28 protein-coding genes and 1 pseudogene are annotated in these 25,166 nt (G+C 74.9%); 6 read left to right on the top strand and 23 right to left on the bottom strand.

The window, feature by feature from the left end; all coding sequences use genetic code 11:
- Nucleotides 1-130 precede the first annotated feature (130 nt).
- From OG559_RS20960 to OG559_RS20950, 3 genes are all read left to right on the top strand, one after another.
- The gene (locus OG559_RS20960; protein WP_405106166.1) at nt 131-760 is read left to right on the top strand and encodes a TIGR03085 family metal-binding protein; all 630 of its coding nucleotides are present in this window, start codon (nt 131-133) and stop codon (nt 758-760) included.
- A gap of 129 nt (nt 761-889) precedes the next feature.
- Nucleotides 890-1,828 (top strand): terpene synthase family protein, encoded by a 939-nt coding sequence (locus OG559_RS20955; RefSeq protein ID WP_405106164.1) that lies wholly within the window; start codon nt 890-892, stop codon nt 1,826-1,828.
- Nucleotides 1,829-1,965: 137 nt separating this feature from the next.
- On the top strand, nt 1,966-3,792 hold the full coding sequence (locus tag OG559_RS20950; protein WP_405106162.1) for an AMP-dependent synthetase/ligase: 1,827 nt from the start codon (nt 1,966-1,968) through the stop codon (nt 3,790-3,792).
- Between the two features lie 58 nt (nt 3,793-3,850).
- Here OG559_RS20950 and OG559_RS20945 read toward each other — a convergent pair whose 3' ends face one another.
- The 3 genes and pseudogenes from OG559_RS20945 to OG559_RS20935 all read right to left on the bottom strand — a co-directional run bounded on the left by OG559_RS20945 (nt 3,851) and on the right by OG559_RS20935 (nt 6,076).
- A complete protein-coding gene (locus tag OG559_RS20945; protein WP_405106160.1) occupies nt 3,851-4,099 on the bottom strand; it encodes a hypothetical protein in 249 nt (82 codons plus the stop codon).
- Between the two features lie 245 nt (nt 4,100-4,344).
- Nucleotides 4,345-4,521: pseudogene (locus OG559_RS20940) on the bottom strand (low temperature requirement protein A); the annotation flags it as partial.
- Nucleotides 4,522-4,618: 97 nt separating this feature from the next.
- On the bottom strand, nt 4,619-6,076 hold the full coding sequence (locus OG559_RS20935; RefSeq protein ID WP_405106158.1) for a PLP-dependent aminotransferase family protein: 1,458 nt from the start codon (nt 6,074-6,076) through the stop codon (nt 4,619-4,621).
- Between the two features lie 59 nt (nt 6,077-6,135).
- Between OG559_RS20935 and OG559_RS20930 the strand changes: the two genes are divergently transcribed.
- Both OG559_RS20930 and OG559_RS20925 read left to right on the top strand, forming a co-directional pair.
- A complete protein-coding gene (locus tag OG559_RS20930) occupies nt 6,136-6,870 on the top strand; it encodes a YitT family protein (RefSeq protein WP_405106156.1) in 735 nt (244 codons plus the stop codon).
- A gap of 68 nt (nt 6,871-6,938) precedes the next feature.
- Nucleotides 6,939-7,400, top strand: a complete 462-nt coding sequence (locus tag OG559_RS20925; RefSeq protein ID WP_405106154.1) for a hypothetical protein — start codon at nt 6,939-6,941, stop codon at nt 7,398-7,400.
- Between the two features lie 25 nt (nt 7,401-7,425).
- On the opposite strand, the gene hisF is transcribed toward OG559_RS20925, so the two are convergent.
- From hisF to hisD, 10 genes are all read right to left on the bottom strand, one after another.
- A complete protein-coding gene (gene hisF, locus OG559_RS20920) occupies nt 7,426-8,193 on the bottom strand; it encodes an imidazole glycerol phosphate synthase subunit HisF (protein WP_405106152.1) in 768 nt (255 codons plus the stop codon).
- 203 nt (nt 8,194-8,396) lie between these two features.
- Nucleotides 8,397-9,395 (bottom strand): NADP-dependent oxidoreductase, encoded by a 999-nt coding sequence (locus OG559_RS20915; protein WP_405106150.1) that lies wholly within the window; start codon nt 9,393-9,395, stop codon nt 8,397-8,399.
- Between the two features lie 98 nt (nt 9,396-9,493).
- Entirely contained in the window at nt 9,494-9,883 is a 390-nt protein-coding gene (locus tag OG559_RS20910) for a RidA family protein (RefSeq protein ID WP_405106148.1), read from the bottom strand.
- Complete coding sequence (gene priA / locus OG559_RS20905) at nt 9,880-10,605, bottom strand: bifunctional 1-(5-phosphoribosyl)-5-((5-phosphoribosylamino)methylideneamino)imidazole-4-carboxamide isomerase/phosphoribosylanthranilate isomerase PriA (RefSeq protein WP_405106146.1); 726 nt, start codon at nt 10,603-10,605, stop codon at nt 9,880-9,882. The genes OG559_RS20910 and priA overlap by 4 nt, the downstream gene beginning before the upstream one ends.
- Nucleotides 10,606-10,637: 32 nt before the next feature.
- The gene (locus tag OG559_RS20900; protein WP_405106144.1) at nt 10,638-10,961 is read right to left on the bottom strand and encodes a hypothetical protein; all 324 of its coding nucleotides are present in this window, start codon (nt 10,959-10,961) and stop codon (nt 10,638-10,640) included.
- Nucleotides 10,962-11,036: 75 nt separating this feature from the next.
- Nucleotides 11,037-11,681, bottom strand: a complete 645-nt coding sequence (gene hisH / locus OG559_RS20895) for an imidazole glycerol phosphate synthase subunit HisH (protein WP_405106142.1) — start codon at nt 11,679-11,681, stop codon at nt 11,037-11,039.
- Between the two features lie 76 nt (nt 11,682-11,757).
- A complete protein-coding gene (locus tag OG559_RS20890; RefSeq protein WP_405106140.1) occupies nt 11,758-11,931 on the bottom strand; it encodes a hypothetical protein in 174 nt (57 codons plus the stop codon).
- 28 nt (nt 11,932-11,959) lie between these two features.
- Nucleotides 11,960-12,571: an imidazoleglycerol-phosphate dehydratase HisB gene (gene hisB / locus OG559_RS20885; RefSeq protein ID WP_405106138.1), complete on the bottom strand. Its 612-nt coding sequence runs from the start codon at nt 12,569-12,571 to the stop codon at nt 11,960-11,962.
- Nucleotides 12,568-13,650 carry a histidinol-phosphate transaminase gene (locus OG559_RS20880; RefSeq protein WP_405116834.1) on the bottom strand — a complete coding sequence of 361 codons (1,083 nt, stop codon included), beginning with the start codon at nt 13,648-13,650 and terminating at the stop codon, nt 12,568-12,570. Before OG559_RS20880 ends, hisB begins: the two co-directional genes overlap by 4 nt.
- 14 nt (nt 13,651-13,664) lie before the next feature.
- Complete coding sequence (gene hisD / locus OG559_RS20875) at nt 13,665-14,987, bottom strand: histidinol dehydrogenase (RefSeq protein ID WP_405106136.1); 1,323 nt, start codon at nt 14,985-14,987, stop codon at nt 13,665-13,667.
- A 106-nt stretch (nt 14,988-15,093) separates the two neighbouring features.
- Here hisD and OG559_RS20870 point away from each other — a divergent pair, with 106 nt between their 5' ends.
- The gene (locus OG559_RS20870) at nt 15,094-15,795 is read left to right on the top strand and encodes an LON peptidase substrate-binding domain-containing protein (RefSeq protein ID WP_405106134.1); all 702 of its coding nucleotides are present in this window, start codon (nt 15,094-15,096) and stop codon (nt 15,793-15,795) included.
- On the opposite strand, the gene OG559_RS20865 is transcribed toward OG559_RS20870, so the two are convergent.
- The 10 genes from OG559_RS20865 to OG559_RS20820 form a co-directional block, all read right to left on the bottom strand.
- Nucleotides 15,710-16,660 carry a DUF2567 domain-containing protein gene (locus OG559_RS20865; protein ID WP_405106132.1) on the bottom strand — a complete coding sequence of 317 codons (951 nt, stop codon included), beginning with the start codon at nt 16,658-16,660 and terminating at the stop codon, nt 15,710-15,712. The genes OG559_RS20870 and OG559_RS20865 overlap by 86 nt on opposite strands.
- A 56-nt stretch (nt 16,661-16,716) precedes the next feature.
- Nucleotides 16,717-18,369, bottom strand: a complete 1,653-nt coding sequence (locus OG559_RS20860; protein WP_405106130.1) for an AAA family ATPase — start codon at nt 18,367-18,369, stop codon at nt 16,717-16,719.
- Nucleotides 18,370-18,466: 97 nt separating this feature from the next.
- Nucleotides 18,467-19,435: a hypothetical protein gene (locus OG559_RS20855; RefSeq protein ID WP_405106128.1), complete on the bottom strand. Its 969-nt coding sequence runs from the start codon at nt 19,433-19,435 to the stop codon at nt 18,467-18,469.
- 43 nt (nt 19,436-19,478) lie between these two features.
- A complete protein-coding gene (locus tag OG559_RS20850; protein ID WP_405106126.1) occupies nt 19,479-20,423 on the bottom strand; it encodes an RluA family pseudouridine synthase in 945 nt (314 codons plus the stop codon).
- Nucleotides 20,420-21,034 (bottom strand): signal peptidase II, encoded by a 615-nt coding sequence (gene lspA, locus OG559_RS20845; protein WP_396670930.1) that lies wholly within the window; start codon nt 21,032-21,034, stop codon nt 20,420-20,422. The genes OG559_RS20850 and lspA overlap by 4 nt, the downstream gene beginning before the upstream one ends.
- A gap of 62 nt (nt 21,035-21,096) precedes the next feature.
- Nucleotides 21,097-21,516 carry a TraR/DksA family transcriptional regulator gene (locus OG559_RS20840; RefSeq protein ID WP_405106124.1) on the bottom strand — a complete coding sequence of 140 codons (420 nt, stop codon included), beginning with the start codon at nt 21,514-21,516 and terminating at the stop codon, nt 21,097-21,099.
- A 224-nt stretch (nt 21,517-21,740) separates the two neighbouring features.
- Nucleotides 21,741-23,246, bottom strand: a complete 1,506-nt coding sequence (locus tag OG559_RS20835; protein ID WP_405116832.1) for a potassium/proton antiporter — start codon at nt 23,244-23,246, stop codon at nt 21,741-21,743.
- Nucleotides 23,247-23,268: 22 nt separating this feature from the next.
- Nucleotides 23,269-23,568, bottom strand: a complete 300-nt coding sequence (locus tag OG559_RS20830) for a DUF167 domain-containing protein (RefSeq protein WP_405106122.1) — start codon at nt 23,566-23,568, stop codon at nt 23,269-23,271.
- 6 nt (nt 23,569-23,574) lie between these two features.
- Nucleotides 23,575-24,282 (bottom strand): hypothetical protein, encoded by a 708-nt coding sequence (locus OG559_RS20825; protein WP_405106120.1) that lies wholly within the window; start codon nt 24,280-24,282, stop codon nt 23,575-23,577.
- Nucleotides 24,283-24,355: 73 nt separating this feature from the next.
- A complete protein-coding gene (locus OG559_RS20820) occupies nt 24,356-25,156 on the bottom strand; it encodes a DivIVA domain-containing protein (RefSeq protein ID WP_396670935.1) in 801 nt (266 codons plus the stop codon).
- Nucleotides 25,157-25,166: the final 10 nt, after the last annotated feature.

Raw genomic sequence — 25,166 nt, 5'->3', positions numbered from 1 at the left:
GCCGCAATTATCCCCCTCATCCTTACCGGGTCCGGTCCACCTCGCCGTCCCGTACCGGGTATGTCGGTGATCACGTCCCGGCCTTCGCCGCCGCCGCGCCGACCACGCCGGACCGGCCTACGATCGGGCGATGACGCGGTACGCCCGGTCGGAGCGCGACGCGCTCGCCGACCTCATGCTGAGCCTGGGTCCGGACGCGCCGACGATCAACGAGGGCTGGTCGGTCCGCGACCTCGCCGCCCACCTGATCGTCCGGGAACGCCGGCCGGACGCCGCCGGTGGGATCATGCTGCCACCCCTGCGCGGATACGCCGAGGGGGTGCGGGCCCGGATCGCGGCCCGGCCGTTCGCCGAGCTGGTCGGCCAGGTCCGCCGCCCGCCGGTGTGGAGCCCGGTGAGCAACCCGCTCACCGACGAGCTGGTCAACACCATGGAGTTCTACATCCACCACGAGGACGTCCGCCGGGCCCGGCCCGGGTGGCAGCCGAGGGACCTGCCGGCCGGGCTGCACGCCGTGCTGTGGCGCCGGGCCGCGGTGCTGGGCCGGCTGGCGCTGCGCCGCTTCCCGGCCGACCTGCTGGTGCAGGCGCCCAGGCACGGCGAGCTGTCGGCGGGGCGGGGCGGGCAGCGGGCCCGACTGGTCGGCCCGCCGGGCGAACTGGTGCTGTTCCTGACCGGCCGGCAGCGGGTGGCCCGGGTACAGGTGGACGGGCCTGCGGAGCTGGCCGAGCGGCTGAGGTCCGCCAAGCTGGGCATCTGACGGACCGCGACTCTCCGTTCACACCCGGGTGTGAACCATTCGTGACCGAATTATGAATGTCGATCGGTGCTGACATACCCTCGTCCGGCCGTCGCCCCACCCCGGGGCGGCCACATCCGGAAGGGCGACATGCGAAGTTTCGCGGTCTCGGCCCTGAACGAACCGCCGTTTCCCCCGCGCCGGCACGCCGAGACCGACCTGGCCGCCGAGGCGAGCCTGGCCTGGGCGCAGGAACTCGGCCTGATCACCACCGGGCACCGGCTGATCCGGCTGCGCGGGGCGGCCGCCGCCGAACTGGCCGGGCGCACCTGTCCGGACGCGGCCGGCGAGCGCCTGCGCCTGCTCACCGACCTGGTCACCTGGCTGTTCGTGGTCGACGACGCCTGCGACGAGGACGGCCTCGGCGCGGCGCCCACCCGGCTGGCCCCGGCCGTCGCCGACCTGCTCGACGTTCTCGACCGGCACGGCGCACCGGGGAACCCGGGCGGCGACCCGCTCGGCAGCGCCCTGGACGACCTGTGCCGACGGACCCGGACCCACGGCTCCCCCGGGCTGCTGCTGCGCTTCGTCGGCCAGCTGCGCGACTACCTGCTGGCCCTGCTCTGGGAGGCGACGAACCGGGAGCGCCGGCGCACCCCCGGGGTGGCGGAGTACGTCCGGCTACGCCGGCACACCGGCGCCGTGCACCCCGCATTCACCCTGACCGACCTGGCGTACGACGCCCCGCCCGCGGCGGCACGCCGGGTCGAGCCGGCGCTGGTCGACGTCGAGACCCTCGCCGCTGACCTGGTCTGCTGGTGCAACGACCTCTTCTCGTACGGCAAGGAGAACCAGTCGGGTCCGGACGCGCACAACCTGGTCAGCGCCATCGCGGCCGAGACCGGCCGAGACGAGCCGGCGGCGCTGCGCGCCGCCGCCGACCGGTTCAACCGCACCCTCGCGGTGTACGCCGAGCGGGAGGCGGCCCTGCTCGCCGACGACCCGACGGTGCGCCCGTTCCTGGCCGCCCGGAGCAACTGGGTGCGGGCCACCTACGACTGGTCCACCCGTGCCGCCCGGTACGCCTGAGGCCACACCCCGCGGCGCAGCCGGGGACAGCCTGGGATCACCAGGGCTAGCCGACGGGCGGTGCAGGCAATACCCTTCGGTAACCGCAGAATGACGTGACCCCCGTCACGCCTCCAGCCCTGAAGGCGGCTACAGCGATGGCTCTCGATGTACCGTACCGTTCCATCCCCGACATGTTCCTCAAGCGCGTCGCGGCGTCCCCCGACCGCCACGCCTTCGGCCACCCCGCCCCCGACGACTCCGGGCCGGTCTGGCTGACCTGGGAGCAGGTCGGCCACCGGGCCAAGGCGGTCGCGGCCGGGCTGCACGGGCTCGGTGTCGGCCAGGAGGACCCGGTGGCGATCCTGGCGAACACCCGGCTCGACTGGGTCATCGCCGACTTCGGCATCATGTGCGCCGGCGGCGCCACCACCACGGTGTACCCGACCACCGAGCCCGAGGAGGCGGCGTACATCGTCGCCGACTCCGGCTCCCGGGTGCTGTTCGCCGAGAACCCGGCCCAGGCCGCGAAGCTCGCCGGCGCGGAGCTGCCGGCGCTGACCCACGTGGTGCTCTTCGACGGCGCGGCCGATCCCGCCGCGGCCGTGCCCCAGCTCACCCTGGCCGAGCTGGAGGAGCAGGGCGCCCGGGTGCTCGCCGCCGAGCCGGGGCTGATCGAGCGGCTGGTGGCCGGGATCGGGCCGGAGCACCTGGCCACCCTGATCTACACCTCGGGCACCACCGGCCGACCCAAGGGCGTCGAGCTGCTGCACGGCGGCTGGTGCTGGGAGGGGGTGGCGCAGGACAAGGTCGGGCTGCTGCGCGAGGACGACCTGCAGTACCTGTGGCTCCCGCTGTCCCACTCGTTCGGCAAGACCCTGCTCTGCGGGTCCACCCACGTCGGCCTGCCGACCTACGTCGACGGCCGGGTGGAGAAGCTGGTCGACCTGCTCGGGGTCATCCGGCCGACGCTGATGTGCGGGGCGCCCCGGGTGTTCGAGAAGATCTACAACAAGGTGGTCACCACCGCCCGGGACGCCGGCGGCGCCAAGGCGAAGATCTTCTCCTGGGGCGTCGGGGTGGGCCAGGCGAAGGTGGCCCTGGAGCAGGCCGGCCGTCCGGTGCCGACCGGGCTGAGGCTGAAGTACGCGCTGGCCGAGAAGCTGGTGTTCAGCAAGCTCCAGGCCCGCCTCGGCGGGCGGATCCGGGTGCTGGTCTCCGGCGCCGCGCCGCTGAGCAAGGAGATCGCCGGCTTCTTCGCCGCCGCCAACCTGCCCATCTCGGAGGGGTACGGCCTCACCGAGACCAGCGCCGGCAACTTCGTCAACCCGCCGGACGGGCTGCGGATCGGCACCGTGGGCCGGGCGATGGGCGACCTGGAGTGCCGGATCGACACCGACGGGGAGATCCTGGTCCGGGGCCGCCCGGTGATGCGCGGCTACCACAACCTGCCCGAGGACACCGCCGCCGCGTTCACCGACGACGGATTCTTCCGCACCGGGGACATCGGCAGCCTCGACGAGGACGGCTACCTGCGCATCACCGACCGGAAGAAGGACCTGGTCAAGACCTCCGGCGGGAAGTACATCGCGCCGTCGCACATCGAGGGCATGTTCAAGGCGCTCTGCCCGTACACCTCGCAGGCGATCGTGATCGGTCAGGCCCGCAACTACTGCACCATGCTGGTCAGCCTCGACCCGGACGCGATCACCGGCTGGGCGGCCGGCGGTCCCCTGGAGGGCCGCGGGTACGCCGAGATCGTCGCCTCCGACGAGGCCCGGCTGATGGTCGAGGAGTACGTCGCCCAGCTCAACGCAAAGCTGAACCGCTGGGAGACGATCAAGAAGGTCGCCGTCCTCCCCCGGGACCTGACCATCGAGCACGGCGAGATGACCCCGTCCCTGAAGATCAAGCGTCGGGGCGTGGAGGGCAACTTCGCGGCCGAGATCGAGAAGATGTACGCCGGCACGCTCGCCGAGCTCTGACCGCAGTCCCGCCGGCGGCCGTGTCCCCCCGTCCCGGGACACGGCCGCCGCCGCCGTCTCACAGGTGCTCGCCCCGCCACCGGCTCTCCTCGATCTCGGCCGCCCGCTGCTCCTCCAGCGCGAGCTGCCGGACCCGGTTCCGGCGGCGCCGCCCGCCCAGCGTCTCCCCGGCGGTGAGGGTGACGCAGACCACGGCCAGCAGCACCAGCGCCTGCAGCTCCGGCAACCGGGCGGCCACCGGGGCGAGCAGGGCCAGCAGCGCCACCTCGGCCAGCAGCGGCCAGCGGAGCACCCGCAGCGCCACCATCCCGCACGCGACGAGGCTGAGCAGGTAGAGGGCGCCCCCGCCGTAGAGGACGAGGGCCCAGAACGCACCCAGCGGATCCCCCCAGGGCGGGGTCTCGGGGTTCGCCCGGCACTGTGCTGTGGTGGACCTGGTGTCTCGCGTCGCACCAGCGGCGTACGGCGAACAGTTCGTCGACGGTGACGGTGCCGGTGGCCGCGACGCGGGCCAGGTCGTTGCGTTCCAGGTCGACGATCATGATGTGTTCGCAGCCCCAGCACCAGCAGGCAGCGGTACAGGTTGGTGGCGGAGGGTTGCCTCGTGGTCAGCGCGGTCACGTTGAGGAAGGCGAGGACGAAGACGAGGTCGTAGAAGAGTTCCAGCCGGGTGGTCCGGGAGCCGGGCGCACCGGGGCGGACCCACGGCGACCAGCCCACGTTGCCCACTCCGGAAGTCTGTCAAGCCACGGCCCCGCCCCACCCCGCGATCGCCGCATCGGGTGCCGGGCCCGGCCGGGACGTCGTCCGGGCCGCGGCGCGCCGCTCAGGCGATGACGGCCGGCTCCCGCCACCGCGGCCGGCCGCCGCGGTCCAGGTCGTACCGGACCGCGGCGAGCCGCCCCACGGCGTCGACCAGGTCCGCGGCCGGCAGGGTGAACGGCAGCCGCAGGAACCGCTCCAGCGTCCCGTCCAGGCCGAACCGGGGGCCGGGGGCCAGCCGTACGCCGACCTCCTCGGCGGCCCGGGCGAGCGCGCTGGAGATCGGCCCGTCCAGCTCGGCCCAGAGCGTCACCCCGCCGCGCGGGACGGTGACCCGCCAGTCGGGCAGCCGCTGAGCGAGCGCGCCGGTCAGCGCGTCGCGCTGGGCGGCGAGCTGCACCCGCCGGGCGGCCACGATGGTCGACGCGTCGGCCAGCAGGTGGACCGCGACCAGCTGGTCCAGCACCGGGCCGGCCATGTCCACCCCGACCCGGGCGGCGGCCAGCCGCTGCACCTGGGGTGCGGAGGCGCGCACCCAGCCGATGCGCAGGCCACCCCAGTACGGCTTGCTCATCCCGCCGATGGAGATCACCCGGGAGTGCCGGTCGAAGGTGGCCACCGGCGGCGGCAGCGGGGTGCCGTCCAGCGGCAGGTCCACGAACGACTCGTCGATGACCAGGTCGGTGCCGGCGGCGTGGGCCGCGCCGACCACCCGCTCGCGCAGCTCGGCGGGCATCAGGTGCCCGGTCGGGTTCTGGAACTCCGGGATCAGGTACGCCAGCTTCGGCCGCCCCTGACGCAGGCTGCCCAGCAGCAGGTCGGCATCCCACCCGGCGCCGTCGGTGGCCAGCCCGTGGGTGGTGATCCGGGCCCGCCGGGCGGCCAGCGCGGCGAGGGCGTTGGGGTAGGTCGGCGACTCGACCAGCACGCTGCCGCCGGGGGCCAGGGCCAGCCGCAGCACCAGGTCCAGCGCGTGCTGGGTGCCGCTGGTGACCATGATCTGGTCGGGCGAGGTGGGCAGGCCCCGGTCGGTGTACCCGGCGGCCACGGCCTCGCGCAGCTCGATGATGCCGGTCGGGTGGTAGCCGGCGCCGCCCAGGTAGCGGGGCAGGTCCTCGGCGGCGGCGCGGGCGGCGGGCATCAGCTCCGCCGGGGCGGCCAGCGCGGCCACCCCGAGGTCGATCATGTCCCGGTCGTCCTGCGGGGTCCACAGCCCGGTGCTGGCGACCCGGTGGGTGCCGGGGAGCATGGTCCAGCTCCCCGCGCCCCGCCGGCTGGCCAGGTGGCCGGTCTCCCGCAGCAGCCGGTACGCGGCGGTGACCGTGGTCCGGCTGATCCGCAGCGCCTCGGCCAGCTCCCGCTCGGCGGGCAGGCGCACCCCCAGGGGCAGCCGGCCGTCGGCGAGCAGCCCTCGGACTGCGGCGGCGAGCGCCGCGTAGTCCGGGCTGCGGCGGCGGCCCGGCAGGGCGTGCCACTGCCCGAGCAGTCGGGCCAATTGGGTGCCACGCACCTGACTTGTCATGGCCACCCTCCCGATATTGGCTCCTTATGCCGCTCCAATTGGACCCTAGGGTGGCATGCATGGCACCGATTGGCAATCTCCGGCAGCGGCCGGTCCGGCGGCTGACCCAGCTCTACGCGGGCCTGCTCCTCTACGGCGTCAGCATGGCGCTGATGATCCGCTCCGGGCTCGGCCTCGATCCCTGGGACGTGTTCCACGAGGGGCTCTCCCGGCTCACCGGGCTGTCGTTCGGCACCGTCACCATCGCGGTCGGCGCGCTGGTGCTGCTGCTGTGGATCCCGCTACGGCAGCGTCCCGGCCTGGGCACGGTGAGCAACGTGCTGGTGATCGGGCTGGTGGTGGACGCCACCCTGGCCCTGCTGCCCGGCGGCGGCCCGCTCGCGGCACGGGCGGCGCTGCTGGTCGCCGGGATCGTCGCCAACGGCGCCGCCACCGCCCTCTACCTCGGCGCGCGGCTCGGACCGGGCCCCCGCGACGGCCTGATGACCGGGTACGTGGCCCGCCGACCCGGACGGTCCGTCCGGCTGGTACGCACCGTCATCGAGATCACCGTGCTGGCCCTGGGCTGGCTGCTCGGCGGCACGGTCGGCGTCGGCACGGTCGCCTACGCGCTCACCATCGGGCCGCTGGCCCAGTTCTTCCTGCCCGTCTTCACGGTGGACCTGCCGCCCCGGGAACCCGCCGCGCCGGGGCCCGCCGGCCCGGAGCGGGACGATCGGATCGCGGCCGGCCCGGAGCCGGACGGCCATAATGTGGTCGAAGCACCGGCGACGGACTGCGGTCAACCGCGCTGAGCTGCGGAAATGCCGGGCCGGGAAAAGTGGGTGTTTCCTTGCTCGGCGGCGCACGGCATCATTCCTGCATGGGGGAGAACGGATGGCTTTGGGCCGACGCCTGGATCTTCGTTTCACTGGTGATCGCGAACGGTGCGGGGCGACACCGCCGGGCGGCGTCCACCCGACGGCCGGAGGGCGTCCGGCTCGCTGACGTGCTCTCCACAGCCGACCACCTCAACCACGCCATCCCCGAACGGCACGAGGTGGAGACGGCGGTCCGACGGCTCGCCGGCGCCGGCCTGGTCAGCGTCTCGGACGGCTGGTTCCGGCTCACCGCCGACGGAGAGCGGCTGTGGCGCACCCGGCCGAACGCCGGCCTGTCCACCGCCGTGGACACCGTGCAGGGCGTGCTGTGCCGGCGGCACACCCCCGGCAGCGCCGACTGGACGCTGGAGAAGGAGGAGCACGCCGCCGCCGTGCAGGAGTACGTGGTCCGCTCGATCCCGGCCCCGCGCCGCTCCCCCGAGGGCCACTCCGGCCGGGGCTGACCCCGGCCCCGCCCGGAGGGCGACGTCAGCGGACGGGGTGACCCGAGCCGCGCAGCACGCCCTTGACCTCGCCGACGGTCAGCTCGCCGAAGTGGAAGACGCTGGCCGCGAGCACCGCGTCCGCCCCGGCGGCGATCGCCGGCGGGAAATGGGCGATCTCGCCCGCGCCGCCGCTGGCCACCACGGGCACGTCGACGACCCGGCGGACCTCGCCGATCAGCTCCAGGTCGAAGCCGGCCTTCGTGCCGTCGGCGTCCATCGAGTTGAGCAGGATCTCCCCCGCGCCCAGCTCGGCGCCGCGCCGCGCCCACCGGACGGCGTCGATCCCGGTGCCCCGGCGACCACCGTGGGTGGTCACCTCGAAACCGCTCGGGGTGACCCCGGCCGGCGCCCGGCGCACGTCGAGGGAGAGCACCAGCACCTGCCGGCCGAACCGGTCGGCGATCTCCGCGATCAGCTCCGGGCGGGCGATGGCGGCGGTGTTCACCCCCACCTTGTCGGCGCCGGCGCGCAGCAGGGTGTCGACGTCGGTGACCTGCCGGACGCCGCCGCCCACGGTGAGCGGGATGAAGACCGACTCGGCGGTGCGCCGCACCACGTCGAGCATGGTGCCCCGCTCGCCGGAGGAGGCGGTCACGTCCAGGAAGGTCAGCTCGTCCGCGCCCGCCCGGTCGTACGCCGCCGCCAGCTCCACCGGGTCGCCGGCGTCGCGTAGGTCGAGGAAGTTGACCCCCTTGACCACCCGCCCGGCGTCCACGTCCAGACACGGGATGACCCGTACCGCCACCGTCATGCCGCGAAGCCTATCCTCTCCCCGCCCGCCCCCTCCGTGACCGCCCACCACCCACCCGCCCACCCCACCTGCGCGCACTTTCACGGAATCTGTGGCCATGGCGCGCGCCGATGCCAACACATTCCGTGAAAGTGCGCGCACCGGAACAAGGAGGGGCGCGGGATGGGTGGGAGTTTGGGCGTCGGGGCGGGTGGGGCGGGGGTCTACAGCCGGACGAGCATCTTGCCGAGGTTCTCGCCGCGGAGCAGGCCGAGGAAGGCCTCCGGGGCGCGGGTGATGCCGTCGACGACCGTCTCGTCGTACGAGAGCTTCCCCTCGCGCAGCCAGCCGGCGACCTCCTGGACGAACCGGTCGCGCAGGTGGTTGTGGTCGCGGACCAGGAAGCCGCGCAGGGTGAGCCGCTTGCCGATGACCAGCGCCAGGTTGCGCGGGGCCGCCGGCGGCTCGCTGTCGTTGTACTGGGCGATCATCCCGCAGATCGCGGCCCGGCCGTGCAGCCTCATCGCACCGATGGCCGCCTCCAGGTGGTCCCCGCCGACGTTGTCGAAGTAGACGTCGATCCCGTCCGGCGCGGCGGCCCTGAGCGAGTCGCGCACCGGGCCGTCGTGGTAGTCGAACGCGGCGTCGAGGCCCAGTTCCTCCAGCCGCTCGACCTTGGCCGCCGAGCCGGCGCTGCCGACCACCCGGCCGGCGCCCCTGAGCTTGGCGATCTGGCCGACCACGCTGCCCACCGCTCCCGCCGCGCCGGAGACGAAGACCGTCTCGCCCGGCTTCATCGCGGCCACGTCGAGCAGCCCCGCGTACGCGGTCAGCCCGGTCATGCCGAGCACGCCCAGGTACGTGCTCACCGGGGCCAGGTCCGGGTCGACCTTGCGAGCGTCCCGGGCGTCGACCAGGGCGTACTCCCGCCAGCCGAGGCCGTGCAGGACCGTGTCGCCCGGGGCGATCCCGTCGGCCTCACCGGCCACCACCTCGCCGAGCGCGCCGCCGTCGAGCGGGGCGTCGAGGGCGAAGGGCGGCGCGTAGGACTTGACGTCGTTCATCCGCCCCCGCATGTACGGATCGACGGACATGAACTGGTTGCGCACCACGAGCTGGCCGGGCCCCGGGGTGGGCACCTCGGTCTCCACAAGGCGGAAGTTCTCGGCGGTCGGCCAGCCCTGCGGGCGGGAGGCCAGGTGGATCTCACGGTTGACGGTCACGGTGTCGTCCCTTCGGTCGCTGGTCGGGCTGCGCTGCGCGAGGTGTCAGGCGGCCCGCCTCAACCCGCCCTCACCGGAGCCGGGCGGGGCGGGGCGGTCTAGCGGTCGTCGAGGTACGCCTCCAACTCCACCTCGACCAGGTGGTCCGGGTCCAGCAGGGCGGCCACCACGACCAGGGTCGCCACCGGGCGGACCGCGCCGAACACCGCGTTGTGGGCCCGGCCCACCTCGTCGGCGTACGCGCGGTCGGTCACGTACATCCGGGTGCGCACCACGTCCCCGGGCTCCGCGCCGACCTCGGCCAGGGCCGCCAGGCCGATCCGCAGCGCCTGGGCGGTCTGCGCCGCGGCATCCCCCACGTGCACGACACGCCCGTCGACCGTGGCGGTGCAGCCGGCCGTGACGGCCCGGTCGCCGGCCCGGACCACCCGGGAGTAGCCGTAGAGCTGCTCCCAGGGGCCGCCCGAGCCGAGCCGGGTGACGGTCACGCGGCGGCCAGCACGTCGAGGGCCTGCCGCACGGTGAACGCGCCCGCGTACAGCGCCTTGCCGGCGATCACACCCTCCACGCCCACCGGCTCCAGGGTGGCCAGGGCCCGCAGGTCGTCCAGCGCCGAGACGCCGCCGGAGGCGATCACCGGGGCGGCGGTGCGGGAGCACACCTCGCGCAGCAGGTCCAGGTTCGGCCCCCGCATGGTGCCGTCCTTGGTGATGTCGGTCACCACGTACCGGGCGGCGCCGGCCTTGTCGAGCCGCTCCAGCACCTCGAACAGGTCGCCGCCGTCGCGGGTCCAGCCGCGCGCCGACAGGGTACGACCCCGCACGTCCAGCCCGATGGCGACCCGGTCGCCGTACTCGCCACAGACCCGGTCGCACCACTGCGGGTCCTCCAGCGCGGCCGTGCCGATGTTGACCCGGGCCGCGCCGGTGCCCAGGGCGGCCCGCAGCGACTCGTCGTCCCGGATGCCGCCCGACAGCTCCACCTTGACGTCGAGCCGGCGAACCACCTCGGCCAGCAGGGCCGCGTTGGAGCCACGACCGAACGCGGCGTCCAGGTCCACCAGGTGGATCCACTCCGCGCCGTCGCGCTGCCAGGCCAGCGCCGCCTCCAACGGGTCGCCGTAGGTGGTCTCGCTGCCGGCGGCGCCCTGCACGAGCCGGACGGCCTGGCCGTCGGCGACGTCCACGGCGGGCAACAGGGTGAGGCTCAACGCTCTTCTCCTCGAATCGGGAACACGGTGGATCAGGACCGGCGGCCCAGGGCGAGCACCACGGCCGCCGGCAGGACCAGCAGCAACAACACGACCAGCACCAGCCGCAGCGCCAACTCGTCGACGAAACTCCAGATGCCGAGCACCGCCACCCCGGTCAGCCCCACGATCGCGGCCCGCTCGCCCCGGGTGTGCCGGGCCAGCCGACCCGAACGGCGGCGCGACCAGTGGGGCAGCAGCCGGCGTACCAGCGCGCGGCGGCGCTCCCGGCGGGCCACCCGGCGGCGGCGGACGGCCCGCTCCCGCTCCAACTGGGCCTCGCGGGCCTCCCGGCGGCGGGCCCGCTCCTTGCTCATCGGACGCCCCGGCCCGGCGTCGCCGGGCCGACGGGCGGCCGGCCCGCGGCGGCCCGGCCCGGCCCGGTGACCCGCTCAGCCACCGACGGTCACGGTGGCCAGCCAGTTGCGCAGCAGCGCCGCGCCGGTGTCGGCCGACTTCTCCGGATGGAACTGGGCTGCCGACAACGCGCCGCGCTCGACCGCGGCCACGAAGTCCGTCTCGTGGTGCGCGGTGGTCACCGTCGCCCCGGCCGCGGCCAGCGCCGCCGGGTCGGTCACCCCGTAGGAGTGGACGAAGTAGAAGCGGCTGTCGGCCGGCAGGCCGGCGAAGAGCGTCGACGACGCCGGGGCGTGCACGGTGTTCCAGCCCATGTGCGGCAGCCGGGCGGCGGCCAGCCGCGTCACCGCGCCGGGCAGCAGCCCGAGCCCCTTGGTGACCACCCCGTGCTCGTCCCCGTGCTCGAAGAGCACCTGCATGCCGACGCAGATGCCCAGCACCGGACGGCCGGCCGCGACCCGTTCGGCGATCACCGGGCCCGCGCCGATCGCCTCGATCCCGGCCATGCAGGCGGCGAACGCGCCGACGCCCGGAACGACCAGGCCCTCGGCCTCGGCGGCGGCGGTCAGGTCGCCGGTCACCGTGACGTGCGCGCCGGCCCGTTCCAGGGCCCGCTCGGCCGAGCGCAGGTTGCCCGAGCCGTAGTCGAGCACCACGATCCGCTCGCTACGCTCGCTCATGCCGGCACTCCGCTGCGCTCCGCGCCACCATGAGACACCACGGCACTGTGCCCGACGATTCGCTCGCCACGCTCGCTCATGAGCCCTCCCCGGGCAGCAACCAGAGCACCCCGCCGACGGTGGCCACCACCGCGAGCAGCGCGGTGATCACCACCGCGCTACGCGGCGCGCCCTGGCGGTGCAGCGACCACACCCCGCCGACCAGCACCCCGGCGAGGATCAACAGCAGCATCGGCAACACAGACCCCATCAGGATCGTCCCTTCCGCGCGCCCGGCCTCACAGCGCGCCCTTCGTGCTGGGGATCGCGCCGGCCGCGCGCGGATCGATGGCGGTGGCCTCGCGCAGGGCGCGGGAGACCGCCTTGAACTGGGCCTCCACCACGTGGTGGGCGTCCGGGTGGCCGCCGGGTCGGGCCGCCCGCAGCACGTCCACGTGCAGGGTGATCCGGGCCGCCTGGCCGAAGGACTCCCAGATGTGCCGGGTCATGCTGGTCGGGTAGACCGGCCCGATGTACGGCGCGAGCGGCGGCTCGTCGTGCACCACGTACGGGCGGCCGGACAGGTCGACGGCGGCGCGGACCAGGACCTCGTCCATCGGGACGGTCGCCGAGCCGTACCGCCGGATGCCGGCCTTGTCCCCCAGCGCCTCGTCGAACGCGGCGCCCAGGGCCAGCGCCGTGTCCTCCATCGTGTGGTGGGCGTCGATCTCCAGGTCGCCGACGGTGCGCACGGTCAAATCGAAGCCGCCGTGCCGGGCGATCTGGTGCAGCATGTGGTCGTAGAAGCCGACCCCGGTGCCGATCTCGGCCGCTCCGGTGCCGTCGAGGTCGATCTCGACGAACACCTTGGTCTCCTTGGTGATCCGCTCCACCCGGGCGGTCCGGCTCATTGAAGTCTCTCCATCGCGGTGAGGAAGGCGTCGGTCTCGGCGGGGGTGCCGGCGGTGACCCGCAGCCAGCCGGGCAACCCGACGTCGCGGACCAGCACGCCGGCGTCGAGCAGGGCGCGCCAGGCCACCGCCTGGTCGCCACCCACGGCGAACAGCACGAAGTTGGCGTCGCTGTCGGCCACCCGGTGACCCCGGGCGCGCAGCTCGGCGACGATCCGGTCCCGCTGCCCCATGATCGCCTCGACCGTACCGAGCAGGGCGTCGCGGTGCGCCAGCGCCGCGCGGGCGGCGGCCTGGGTGAGCGCGGAGAGGTGGTACGGCAGCCGGACGAGCTGCACCGCGGCCACCACAGCCGGGTCGGCGGCCAGGTAGCCGAGCCGGCCGCCGGCGAAGCCGAACGCCTTGCTCATCGTCCGGGTCACCACCAGCCTCGGGTGGCCGGGCAGCACCGCGAGGGCGCTGACCGTGCCCGGGCGGGCGAACTCGGCGTACGCCTCGTCGACCACCACCATGCCGGGGGCCTCCGCCAGCACCGCGGCGACCACCGCCGGGTCCAGCGCGGTGCCGGTGGGGTTGTTCGGCGAACAGAGGAAGACCACGTCGGGGCGGTGCTCGCGGACCTGGGCCACCGCCTCGTCGGCGGTCAGCCCGAAGTCCGCCCCACGCCGGGCCGGCACCCAGCGGGTGCCGGTGCCCAGGGCCAGCAGCGGATGCATCGAGTACGCCGGGGCGAAGCCGAGCGCGCTGCGCCCCGGGCCACCGAACGCCTGGAGCAGCTGCTGCTGGATCTCGTTGGAGCCGTTGGCCGCCCACACCTGCTCGACGGTGAGCCCGTGACCCAGGTACGCCGCCAGGTCGGCGCGCAGCGCCACGGCGTCGCGGTCCGGATACCGGTTGAGGTCGCGCAGCTCCGCCGCGAGGGCCTTGCCGATCGCGTCGACCACCGGCTCGGGCACCGGGTAGGAGTTCTCGTTGGTGTTCAGCCGCACCGGCACGTCGAGCTGCGGCGCCCCGTACGGGGACAGCCCGCGCAGGTCGTCGCGGATCGGCAGGTCGTCGATGGCACTCGCGCCCGCCACCCTGCCTCGCTCGTTCACGGGGTGTCTCCCGGGAAACGCACGCTGACCGCCTGGCCGTGGGCCGGCAGGTTCTCCACCCCGGCCAGGGTGACGACGTGTGGGGCCACCTCGCGCAGCGCCTGCTCGGTGTACTCGATGAGGTGGACGCCGCGCAGGAAGGACTGCACCGACAGGCCCGAGGAGTGCCGGGCGCAGCCGCCGGTGGGCAGCACGTGGTTGGAGCCGGCGCAGTAGTCGCCCAGCGACACCGGCGACCAGGCGCCGACGAAGATCGCCCCGGCGTTGCGCACCCGCAGCGCCCACTCGCGGGCGTTCTCGGTCTGGATCTCCAGGTGCTCGGCGGCGTACGCGTCGACCACCCGCAGGCCGGCCTCCAGGTCGTCGACGAGGACCACGCCGCTCTGCTCACCGGTGAGCGCGGTGGTGACCCGCTCGGCGTGCTTGGTCGCGGGCACCTGTCGGGCCAGCTCCCGCTCGACCGCCTCGACCAGCGCGGGCGACGGGGTGACCAGCACGCTGGCCGCGAGGGGGTCGTGCTCGGCCTGGCTGACCAGGTCGGCGGCGACGTGCGCCGGGTCGGCCGTGTCGTCGGCGAGGATGGCGATCTCGGTCGGGCCGGCCTCGGCGTCGATGCCGACCACCCCGCGCAGCAGCCGCTTCGCGGCGGTCACCCAGATGTTGCCCGGGCCGGTGATCATGTCGACCGGGTCGCAGCGCTCCGCGCCGGCCGGGTCGACCGCCGAGCCGTACGCGAGCATGGCCACCGCCTGGGCGCCGCCGACGGCGTACACCTCGTCGACGCCGAGCAGCGCGCAGGCCGCGAGGACCCGGGCGTCGGGCAGGCCGCCGTTGTCCTGCTGCGGCGGGCTGGCCACCACCAGGGAACGGACCCCGGCCGCCTGGGCGGGGACCACGTTCATCACCACCGTCGACGGGTACATCGCCAGGCCGCCGGGAACGTACAGGCCGACCCGGTCCACCGGCACCCAGCGCTCGGTGACCGTGCCGCCCGGCACCACCTGCGTGGTGTGGTCGGTGCGCCGCTGGTCGGCGTGCACCTTCCGGGCGCGGCTGATCGACTCCGACAGCGCTGCGCGGACCTGCGGGTCGAGCGTCCCCTCGGCCTCGACGATCGCCTCGGCGGGGACCCGCAGCCGCTCCGGCGAGACGCCGTCGAACCGCTCGCTCGCCTCCCGGATCGCCGGGTACCCATGCTCCCGGACCGCCTCCACGAGTGGGCGGATCCGCTCGACGGCCACGGAGACGTCGAGCTGGGCACGGGGCAGCAGGCGGCGCGGGTCCTGGACGCCGCCGCGCAGGTCGATCCGATTCAACACCCCTGCGAGTCTAGGCGGACCGCCCGGCGCAGGCCCGCGCCGCCCGCAGGCCGGGACGGTGAGCCGAGCCACGCCGACGCGGCGCGGGCGGGCTACGCTCGACCACGTGACTGCACGGTTGCCGATCTTCCCCCTCGGGACGGTGCTCTTCCCCGGTCTGGTGCTGCCCCTGCACATCTTCGAGGAACGCTACCGGGCCCTGGTGCGCCATCTGGTGGGCCTGCCCGAGGGCACGCCCCGCGAGTTCGGGGTGGTGGCGATCCGGGCCGGCTGGGAGGTGGCCCCCGGGGCCACGGAGCGACCCGTCCCCGGCGTCGGGGACGTCACGCTGCACGAGGTGGGCTGCACCGCCGAGGTGCGTCAGGTGACCGAGCTGGCCGACGGCGGGTTCGACATCGTCACGGTGGGACGGCGGCGGTTCCGCATCACCGACGTCGACGAGCGTGCCGAGCCGTACCTGACCGCCGAGGTGGAGTGGCTGCCGGAGCCGGGCGGCCCGGACGAGGGCAGCGACCTGCTGGCGGCCCGGGTGATCTCGGTGTTCCGGCAGTACCTCGGGCTGATCCGCCCCGACCCGGAGGATATCTCCGAGCAGCTCCCGGAGGACCCCACCGTCCTGTCCCACCTGGTCGCCGCGACGGCCATGCTGACCGTGGACGACCGGCAGCGGCTGCTCGCCATCGACGACACGACCGCCCGGCTCCGCGCCGAGCTGCGGCTGCTCAACCGCGAGGCGGCTCTGCTGCGCCAGGTGCGGGCGGTTCCGGTGCCGCTGTCGGAGCTGGCGAGCCCGCCGGCCCCCAACTGACCCCCGGCGGGGCGGCCGGGAAGCCGCCGGGCGGGGCGGCCGGGACCCAGGCCAGGTCGGGCGTCGGCTCCCGGCGCAGCGACGGCCATCGGGACCAGCCAGCCAGCAGGGTGTACGTCACGGCCGCGGCGAACGCCGGCAGCAGCAGGTTGCCGTACGGCACCGGGAGCACGTCGAGGAACCAGTGCACGCCCCCGGCGCGCAGGTCGGCGGGCTTGGTGAACGCCCGCCCCACCGGGGCGTCGGCCAGCAGACGGTCGTACGTCGACAGGCCGACCCGGCGGCCGACCTGCCAGGCCACCGGCGCCGCCGCGAGCCCGCCGAGCACACCGGCGAGCAGCCCGGCGGGGCCTCGGCTGCGACGCAACAGCACCCACAGGGCCAGCGCGGCGAGCACGCCGAACCCGAGCCCGAGCATGCTGAACCAGCCGTCCGCGGCGATCGGCTGCTCCGGCTGCGGCTGGGCGTAGACGGCACCCGCGGCGGTCTTGACCACCGGGGTGTCGGGCGCGACGGCCGCCCAGAGAAGCCCCAGCGGAACGCCCAGCGCGGCCAGCGCCGCCGCCGCGCCGAGCGCCACTGCGATCGACCGCCCCGGCCGACGCGCCGGCCGGTCGGCGTCGGGGAACAGGACGTAGCCGGCGTCGGGAGTCGCCGGTCCGGACGCCCCGGGGTCGGGGGCCGGCCAGGCGAGCGGGTCCGCGCCGGGCGCGGCGGCGGGGGTGCCCGCCGGCACCGGCAGGCCGGCGGACCAGCCGGGGGCCTCCGGGCCCGCCACCGGCCGGGGGTGCGCCCCGGGCTCGGGCCCGCCCGGCGCGGCGGGTGGGGGCAGGGGGCGGTCGGGATCGGAGGTGTCCGGGCTCACCGGTTGATCCTTCCAGACCGGACCCACCCCCGGGGCGTCGGTGCCGCCGGACGGTCTCAGTCGGCGAAGGGTTCGAGCATGGTCGACGCGGCGCGCAGCCAGGCCTGGCGGGTCTCCGGCTGGAGCTGCTGGTACTCGATCGAGGACCCGGTCTCCAGCGCCGGGTCGTACGGCACCACGGTCACGGCCCTCGTCCGGGTGGCGAAGTGCCGCTCCAGGTCGTCCTGCAGCGGCGAGCGGCCGGGCGTCGGGCAGGAGATCAGGGTGACCGCGTTCTCGGCCAGCTCGCCCATGCCCACCTCGTGCAGCAGGTCGAGCATCCAGTCCGCGCTGAACGCGGCGTCCTCCCGGGGCACGGTGGTGACCACCAGCTGGTCGGCGGCCTGCATCACCGTGCGCCAGTTCGGGCTCTCCACGTTGTTGCCGGTGTCCACGCAGACCACGTCGTGGGTTCGGCGCAGCAGCTCCAGCACCCGCTTGACGGTGAACTGGTCCAGCCGCTGGGCGAACCGGGGGCTCTCCTCCCCGGCCAGCACGTCGTACGAGCCGTCGGAGGCGTGCCGCAGATAGTCGTCCAGGCTCGCCAGCAGCTCGGCGCCCTCGCGGATCTCGATCTGGGCGAGGTCGCCGATCAGGTGCCGGATGGTCCGGGCGTGCCGGGCGCTGCCGGCGCGCAGCCCGAGGGTGCCGCGCAGCTCGTTGTCGTCCCACGCGAGCACGCCCCGGCCCCGCACGCTGCCCACGGTGGCGGCGGCCAACACCGTGGCGGTGGTCTTGTGCACCCCGCCCTTGGGGTTGGCGAAGGCGAGCACCCGGGAGGTGCCCAGCTCGCGGCGGAGCACCCCGGCAGACCGCTCCAGCTCGCTCTCCGGGCTCTGCGGTCGCCACTCGATCCGGGCCGGGTAGCCCCGGTCCACCACTGCCGGCGGCCCGGCCTGGAAGGCCGGCTCGACCGGAGGCTGGTACACCGGCTCGACCGGGGACTGGTACACCGGCTCGACCGGGTAGGCCGGCTCGACCGGGGACTGGTACACCGGCTCGACCGGGTAGGCCGGCTCGATCTGCGGCTGGTACGTCGGCCCGGGCCGGTACCCGCCGTTGTCCAGCAGCGCGTACCGCGACTCGACCGGTGACGGCTCGGACCGGTAGCCGTTGTCCAGCATCGCGTACCGGGACTGGGCGGGCGGGGCGAGGTCGGCACGGCGCGCCGGCTCCGGCTCCGGATGGGCCGGCTCGTGGCGGGCCGGCTCGGCCCGCCACACCGGCTCGACCGGGTACACCGGCTCGACCGGATAGGCGGGCTCGGACTGGTATGCCGGCCCGGGCTGGTAGGACGGCTCCGCCTGGTACGTCGGCTCGGGCTGGTAGGAGGGCTCGGGCTGGTAGCCCGGGTCGATCCGGTAGGCCGGGTCCACCCGGTAGCTCGCCCCGGCCCGGTAGCCCGCGTGGGGTGGCTCGGCCGGGTGGCCGGGCTCCGCGCCGTACGACGGCTCGGCGGAGCGGCCGATCGCCGGCGCCCGCCCGGCGTAGCCGTTGCCCGACGTGCGCCGGGGCAACGGCTCGGGGGCCGCCCTGGACGCCTCCTCGGCACGATGGTCGGCCTCGGCCTGCTCAGCGGTACGACCGCCGTGGCGGGCCCGGTCGAGCAGCGCCCGCCACCGCGGTGCTGGCTCGGCCGGTCGACCCCAGCCGGTCTCCGTGCCGTCCAAGGCTCGCCCTCCCAGCGCCATCGATCTCCGCCTGACAGGCTACGAACGAAACCCTATTCGGACCACACCGGTCTGCGCACATTCTGGTCCGTCTTTGTCACCGAGGCACCGCCTCCGGGCCGCCGTCGGCCGCGTACGGCGAGGTCGCGGCGCTCGGCGGGACCTCCCCGGCCGACGCCGGGCCGACAGGCGGTGACGACACCACAACCTTCGGTGCCGCTTCCGACGTTTCGCCCACCCCCGGCACCGGCCCGGTGTCGGCCGGCGGGCGGGCCACGTCGCGCTGTTCGGGCAGCGGTGGGGTGACCACCGTGCGGTCCAACCGGCGCAGCTCCGGGGCAGGTTCGACGGACCGGACCCCCGGCCGACCGGCCAGCACGCGCAGCGCCTCCGGCACGCCCCGCACCATCGCCGCGTACAGGCAGGCACACCCCGCCCGATATGCCGCCGCCTCGTCCGCCGCGACCTGCGCCCCGGTCTCGTACCCCCGGCGCAGCTCGGGATCGGCGGCACCGGCGGCCCGGGCCCGCTGGTCGGCGGCCTCGCGGTCCTTGCGGGCGGCCACCCCGGCCATCCCGGCGGTCACGTCCTGCGGCAGCCACTGGACCGGCAGCCGGACGATCTCGCTCTGCCGGCCGGGCAGCGGCACCCGGGCCACCACCTCCGCGACGGACACGCCGTCGAGCAGCGCCGCCAGCCCGCCCGGGGCGACGTACGCCGAGAACGACACCAGCGCGTACGTTCCGGCCGGCGACCCGCCGGCCGGCAGGGCCGCCAGCTCGGCCGCGGCGGCGCGCAGGTACCCGGGGATCGGGTCGCCGGAGGCGATTCCGACCCGGGTCACCTCACCCACCGTGCGGTCCCCCGCCGGCCGGTCCTGGCGGCTCGCCCACCCGGCGGTGAGCAGCACCGCCGCCACCGCCAGCAGCGCGGCCGAGGTGAGCAGGCCGGGCCGGCGGGCCACTCCGGCCGGGGCGCGACGGGCGGCGGGGCCGGTCGCGGCGGCCGGCCCGGGTTCCGGGCCCGACGACGGCTGGTCGGACCGCGGTGGTTCGGTAGCGCGCACCGCGCGGGCCCTCTCGTCGGCAGAGTCTCGGTGGGACGTCAGGTCAGTCGCGGAGGATCTCCAGCGCCCGTTCCAGGTCGGCCGGGTAGTCGCTGACGAAGGTCACCTCGTCGCCCGTACGCGGGTGCAGGAAACTCAGCGACCGGGCGTGCAGCCACTGCCGGCCCAGGCCCAGCCGGGCGGACAGCGTCGGGTCCGCGCCGTAGGTGAGGTCGCCCACGCAGGGGTGGCGCAGGGCGGAGAAGTGCACCCGGATCTGATGGGTCCGGCCAGTCTCCAGCCGGACGTCCAGCAGGCTCGCCGCCGGGAACGCCTCCAGCGTGTCGTAGTGGGTGACGCTGGGCTTGCCGTCGGAGACCACGGCCCACCGGTAGTCGTGGTTCGGGTGCCGGTCGATCGGGGCGTCGATGGTGCCGCGCAGCGGGTCCGGGTGGCCCTGCACCACGGCGTGATAGCGCTTCTCCACCTCGCGGTACTTGAAGGCCCGCTTCAACGCGGTGTACGCCTGCTCGCTCTTGGCCACCGCCATGATCCCGGTGGTCCCGACATCGAGGCGGTGCACCACGCCCTGCCGCTCGGCGGCGCCGCTGGTGGAGATCCGGTGCCCGACGCCGGCCAGCCCGCCGATCACGGTCGGGCCGGTCCAGCCGGGGCTGGGGTGGGCCGCCACGCCCACCGGCTTGTCCACGACCACGATGTCGTCGTCGGCGTACACCACCCGCAGGCCGGGAACCGTCTGCGGCACCACCGTCGGCGGGGCGGCCGGGGCCGGCAGCGTCACCTCCAGCCACGAGTTGGCCTTGACCTTGTGCGAGTTGGGCCGGGCAGCGCCGTCGACCAGCGCGTCACCGGCGTCGACCAGGGCCGCGGCGGCGGTGCGGGAGAGCCCGAAGAGCCGGGACACGGCCTGGTCGAGCCGCATGCCGTCCAGGCCGTCCGGCACCGGCAGGGAACGCTGGTCGCCGCCCGCGGCGAACGCCGCGGTCATGCCCGCTCCCGCTGTCCGGCCGGGACCGCGTCGGCGGCCTTGTCCCTGCCGAGCCGGGAGCCGTCGCGCTGACGCCCGGTGAGTTCCAGCACCACGGCCAGCACCACCCCGCAGAGCAGCGAGCTGTCTGCCAGGTTGAACACCGGCCACACCTGGCCGTACGGGTCGAACAGGCTGATCATGTCGACCACGTGGCCGACGAAGTGGCCGGGGGCCCGGAAGATCCGGTCGCCCAGGTTACCCAGTGCCCCGCCGAGCACCAGACCGAGCGAGACCGCCCAGGGCAGCGAACGCAGCCGCAGGGCCATCCACCCGATCCAGCCGACCACCCCGATGGTGATCAGCGGGAAGACCCAGGTGTGGTCGCCGCCGATGCCCCACGCCGCGCCGCTGTTGCGGGTGAGGCTGAGGTAGACCGCGCCGCCGAGCAGCTTCACCGGCTCCCTGTCGCTGAGTTCGAGCAGGGCGAGGTGCTTGGTGAGCAGGTCGGCCAGGAACGCCACCAGGGCGACCGCGACGAGGATCACGATCGCCCGGCGCCGGGCCGGGGGCGTGGCCCCGCCCGGCTCGGCGGTGCCGGTCTCGGACCCGGCGGGCGGTGTAGCCGTCATCTGCTCCCCATCGACGCTCTCGGCGGTGATCGCTCACCGTCCTGATCGGCCGGGGAGCGAATTCAGCGCCGCTCCTCCAGCTGCTTGCACTTCACGCAGAGCGTCGCCGACGGGAAGGCGGCGAGCCGCTCCACCGGGATCGGGTCGCCGCACCGCTCGCACCAGCCGTAGCCGCCCTCGTCGAGCCGCTCCAGCGCCCGCTCGACCTGCGTGATCCGTTCCCGGATGCTGTTGGCGAGTGAGATCTCCTGCTCCCGCTCGAACGTCTTGGTGCCGGTGTCGGCCTGGTCGTCCCCGGCCGAGTCCGTCAGCCGATCGCGCTGCAGCTCGGTGATCTCGCTCAACGTCTGATCGTACTCGGCGCGCAACTCGTCCCGCCGCGCCGCCAGGGCCGCCCGGATCTTCTCGGTCTCCGCGACGCTGCGGGTGGCCTTGGCCACCGGCTTGCGGCCGGCGGTCCTGGTGTCGGCTGGCTTCGCCATCGTCGCTCCCTAGCGCCGCGGCGCCGCGGCGCTGCCGCGGCCCCTGGACAGGGGTCGCCGGCCTGGCGCCCCCAGGTAACAAAACGGGCGCACGGCAACGGTCGCCGCGCACTCCGGAGGTTGGCAAGAATACGGAACGTACAGGCGTCCGACAACGTGCCGCACCGCCGCCCCGTCATTCCGCCCCGAAAAGCCCTCAAATGGGCAAAACGAACGCTAGCAGATCAATCGTCGCGATCCTCGCCGTACTCCCCAAACCACCGGGCCAGGCGTCCCCGGCGGCTGACCGCGCGCAGCCGCCGCTCAGCGGCGTCCCGCGCCCCCGACGTCGCCACGATCAACAGGCTGTCGCCGGTCTTCAGCCGGGTGTCCGGGCCGGGCACGAAGCCCACCCCGTCGCGCAGCACCAGGGTCACCGAGGCGCCCACCGGCAGCCGCAGCTCGTCCACATGGACGCCGGCCAGCCGCGACTGCGGGGGCACCTCCAGCTGGAGCAGGTCCGCCCGCATCCGCTCCAGCGGGGCGATCTCCACCCGGATCTCCGCCGGCTCGGCCGGCGCGGTCACTCCCAGCCAGCGGGCGGCCGGGGCGAGGGTGCCCGCCTGGAGCAGGGTGAAGATGACCACCAGCACGAAGACCGCGTCGAAGAGCCGCTCCGCGCCCGGCACCCGCTCCGACAGCGGGATGGTCGCCAGCACGATCGGCACCGCCCCGCGCAGCCCGGCCCAGGACAGGAACGCCTGGTCGCGCAGGCCGAAGCGGAACGGCCAGGCGGACACCACCACCGACAGCGGCCGGGCCGCCAGCACCAGCGCCAGCCCGGCGACAATCGCCGGCAGCAGCGCCGCGTCCAGCCGGGCCGGTGAGGCCAGCAGCCCGAGCAGGACGAACAGGCCGATCTGGGCCAGCCAGGCCAGCCCGTCGGCGAAGCCGAGGATGGCCTGCCGGTGCGGCAACCGGGCATTACCCAGCAGCACCCCCGCGACGTACACGGCCAGGAAGCCGGAGGCGTGCAGCACCGCGCCCGCCGCGTACGCGAGCACGGTGAAGCCGACCGCCGCGATCGGGTAGAGCCCGGCCGAGGGCAGCGCCGCCTTGCGCAACGCCGCCCGGCCGGCGAGCCCGACGCCCAGCCCGACCGCGACGCCCACGCCCAGCTCGTAGCCGAGCAGCAGACCCTCGTACCACCACGGGTGGGCGGCCTCGGCGGCCGCCCGGGACAGCAGCACCACCAGCAGCACCACCGGGGCGTCGTTCATCCCCGACTCGGCCTCCAGGGTGGCGACCAGCCGGGGCGGCAGGCGCAGCCGGCGCAGGGTGGCGAAGACGGCGGCGGCGTCGGTCGAGGAGAGCACCGCGCCGTAGAGCATGGCCAGCCGCCAATCCAGCCCGAGCAGCAGATGCACCGCCAGGCCGACCACCAGAATGCTCACCACCACCCCGGCGGTGGACAGCACCGCGGCCAGCCCGAGCACCGGTCGCAGGGCGCTCCACCGGGCGGTCAACCCACCCTCGGCGATGATCACGATCAGGGCGCAGAAGCCGAGGGTGCGGGTCAGCTCGACGTCGTCGAACCGGATGCCCAACCCGGACTCGCCGATCGCCATGCCGAGCGCGAGGTAGACCAGGAGGCTCGGCACGCCGAGCCGGGTGGAGAAGCGGACCGCGCCGACGGCCACCAGCAGCACCGCGGCGCCGAGCAGCAGCGTGAGGTCGAAACCGGGGGTCATGCCGGCCCGGGGCGGGCAGCCGTCACCGGTCGGCCCCATCGCGCAGCCGGCGCAGCGCCTGCGCCAGCTCCGGCGACGGGCGCTCGACGAGGAAGAGCTTGTCCCGGCTGGCCGAGCCGGCCCGCAACGACACGGCCGCAGGCCGGACGCCGAGCGCCTCGGCCAGCGCCCGACGAGCCGCCTCGGTGGCCCGGCCGTCGACCGGCGGGGCGTTCACCGCGATCACCAGGGCCGGCCCGTGCGGGCCGTCGTGCCGGCCGCCGACCCGGGCCCGGGCTGCCCCCGGCTTCACCCGCACGGCAACGGTGAGCGCGTCGTCCATGGGGCGTCAGAGTGGCCGGGCGTCGGCGAGCAGGAAGGTGTCCGGCGCGCAGCCGGCGCACGGGGTGAAGCCCAGCCGGACGGCCTCGGCCACCGGCAGCGGCTCGGCGACACGGCCGAGCAGGTGCGGGCAGTCGGCCAGGTGATAGCGGGGCCGCCCGTCGATGACCTCGACCTCGTCGTCGAGCTGAGCGACCAGCGCGGCGTCCGACGGGGACACCCGCAGCGCGGGCGGCTCGTCCGGCGGCGCCGCGACCTGGTCCGGGTCGGCCGGACCCGCGTACGGGTCCTCGCCGGCGTACGGCTGCCCGTCGGCGTGCGGGTCGAGCGGGTCCTCGGCCGCGTACGGCTGCCCGTCGGCGTGCGGGTCCTCCCCGACGACGGCCGACGACCCGGGTGGTTGCCGCCACCCGGTGTCGTCGGCACCGATCGTCGGGGGAACATGTTGGGCCGGGATGTCCGGCCCGGTCTGGAAGTGGGCCTCGGACTCCGGGTCCTCGCCGGCCGGTCGCCGGCGGACCCAGGTGGCGTCCGGGTCGGAACGCCCGGCTGCCGCCCGGGTGGCGGCCGCCTGGCGGGCACCGACCACCAACGCGACGGCGGCCAGCAGGCTGGCCGCGATGGAGCCGGTCAGCGGCAGGCTGGAACCACCGGTGAGGCCGACCACCAGGAGCACGACGGCGACGAGGATGAGCAACAGGCTTACGACTATCACGGCTCACCCCCGCCGCGTCGGATTCAGATGGGCGTGGTCGGCGGTCGTCCCCACGACGACCGCCGTACCGGAATCAGCGACCCGACTCCAGGGCGCCGGACCGACCGCCGCTGTACGAGCCGGCGAGGCTGGCTGCCGCGAGGCCGTTGCTGCCGCCCACGGCCCGGCTGCCCTCGCGGGTCATCTCGGCCTCCAGGCCCTGACCGCGGCCGTCGAGGTCGCGCAGTTGGCTCTCCAGGTACGCCTTGAGCCGGGTGCGGTACTCCCGCTCGAACTGCTTGAGCTCCTCGATGTGCTTCTGCAGCGCGGTGCGCTTGGCGTCCAGGCCGCCCATGGCCTCCTGGTGCCGCTGGCGGGCGTCGCGCTCCAGGGCGTCAGCCTTGGAGCGTGCCTCACGGGTGACCTCCTCGGCGTTCGAACGGGCCTCGGAGAGCAGCTGGTCGGCCTCCCGACGGGCGTCGGAGACGTGGTCGTCGGCGGTGCGCTGGGCCATCATCAGCACCCGCAGCGCCTGCTGCTCGCCGTCGCCGGCCACGGCAGGGCCGCCCTGGGTGCGGACCTGCTCCAGCTCGGCCTGCATCGCGCGGGCGGCCTGCTCGGCCGCCGCCTTGTCACGCTGCACCCGGTCGAGCTGGGCCTTGACGTCGTTCAGCTCGGCGGCGAGCCGGGCGTCACCGCCGGGGCCGGCGGGAGCGCCGCCACGGCCGCCACGCTCCACCTGGGCGCGCAGCTCGTTGTTCTCCTCGATCAGACGGGCAAGCTCACGCTCGACCTCGTCCAGGAAGGCGTCGACCTCCTCCTCGTCGTACCCCCGCTTGCCGATCGGCGGCTTTTTGAAGGCGACGTTGTGTACGTCGGCCGGGGTCAGCGGCATCGAAACTCCT

Source organism: Micromonospora sp. NBC_01405 (assembly GCF_045040155.1).
Lineage (GTDB): Bacteria > Actinomycetota > Actinomycetes > Mycobacteriales > Micromonosporaceae > Micromonospora.
This window is presented reverse-complemented; position numbering and strand designations above follow the sequence as displayed.

Excerpts from the sequence above, each read along its gene's own strand:
- OG559_RS20960 (WP_405106166.1), top strand. The coding sequence starts at position 131 with ATGACGCGGTACGCCCGGTCGGAGCGCGACGCGCTCGCCGACCTCATG.
- OG559_RS20955 (WP_405106164.1), top strand. The coding sequence starts at position 890 with ATGCGAAGTTTCGCGGTCTCGGCCCTGAACGAACCGCCGTTTCCCCCG.
- OG559_RS20950 (WP_405106162.1), top strand. The coding sequence starts at position 1,966 with ATGGCTCTCGATGTACCGTACCGTTCCATCCCCGACATGTTCCTCAAG.
- OG559_RS20945 (WP_405106160.1), bottom strand. The coding sequence starts at position 4,099 with ATGGTGGCGCTGCGGGTGCTCCGCTGGCCGCTGCTGGCCGAGGTGGCG.
- OG559_RS20935 (WP_405106158.1), bottom strand. The coding sequence starts at position 6,076 with ATGACAAGTCAGGTGCGTGGCACCCAATTGGCCCGACTGCTCGGGCAG.
- OG559_RS20930 (WP_405106156.1), top strand. The coding sequence starts at position 6,136 with ATGGCACCGATTGGCAATCTCCGGCAGCGGCCGGTCCGGCGGCTGACC.
- OG559_RS20925 (WP_405106154.1), top strand. The coding sequence starts at position 6,939 with ATGGGGGAGAACGGATGGCTTTGGGCCGACGCCTGGATCTTCGTTTCA.
- hisF (WP_405106152.1), bottom strand. The coding sequence starts at position 8,193 with ATGACGGTGGCGGTACGGGTCATCCCGTGTCTGGACGTGGACGCCGGG.
- OG559_RS20900 (WP_405106144.1), bottom strand. The coding sequence starts at position 10,961 with ATGAGCAAGGAGCGGGCCCGCCGCCGGGAGGCCCGCGAGGCCCAGTTG.
- hisH (WP_405106142.1), bottom strand. The coding sequence starts at position 11,681 with ATGAGCGAGCGTAGCGAGCGGATCGTGGTGCTCGACTACGGCTCGGGC.
- OG559_RS20890 (WP_405106140.1), bottom strand. The coding sequence starts at position 11,931 with ATGGGGTCTGTGTTGCCGATGCTGCTGTTGATCCTCGCCGGGGTGCTG.
- hisB (WP_405106138.1), bottom strand. The coding sequence starts at position 12,571 with ATGAGCCGGACCGCCCGGGTGGAGCGGATCACCAAGGAGACCAAGGTG.
- OG559_RS20850 (WP_405106126.1), bottom strand. The coding sequence starts at position 20,423 with ATGACCGCGGCGTTCGCCGCGGGCGGCGACCAGCGTTCCCTGCCGGTG.
- lspA (WP_396670930.1), bottom strand. The coding sequence starts at position 21,034 with ATGACGGCTACACCGCCCGCCGGGTCCGAGACCGGCACCGCCGAGCCG.
- OG559_RS20840 (WP_405106124.1), bottom strand. The coding sequence starts at position 21,516 with ATGGCGAAGCCAGCCGACACCAGGACCGCCGGCCGCAAGCCGGTGGCC.
- OG559_RS20835 (WP_405116832.1), bottom strand. The coding sequence starts at position 23,246 with ATGACCCCCGGTTTCGACCTCACGCTGCTGCTCGGCGCCGCGGTGCTG.
- OG559_RS20830 (WP_405106122.1), bottom strand. The coding sequence starts at position 23,568 with ATGGACGACGCGCTCACCGTTGCCGTGCGGGTGAAGCCGGGGGCAGCC.
- OG559_RS20820 (WP_396670935.1), bottom strand. The coding sequence starts at position 25,156 with ATGCCGCTGACCCCGGCCGACGTACACAACGTCGCCTTCAAAAAGCCG.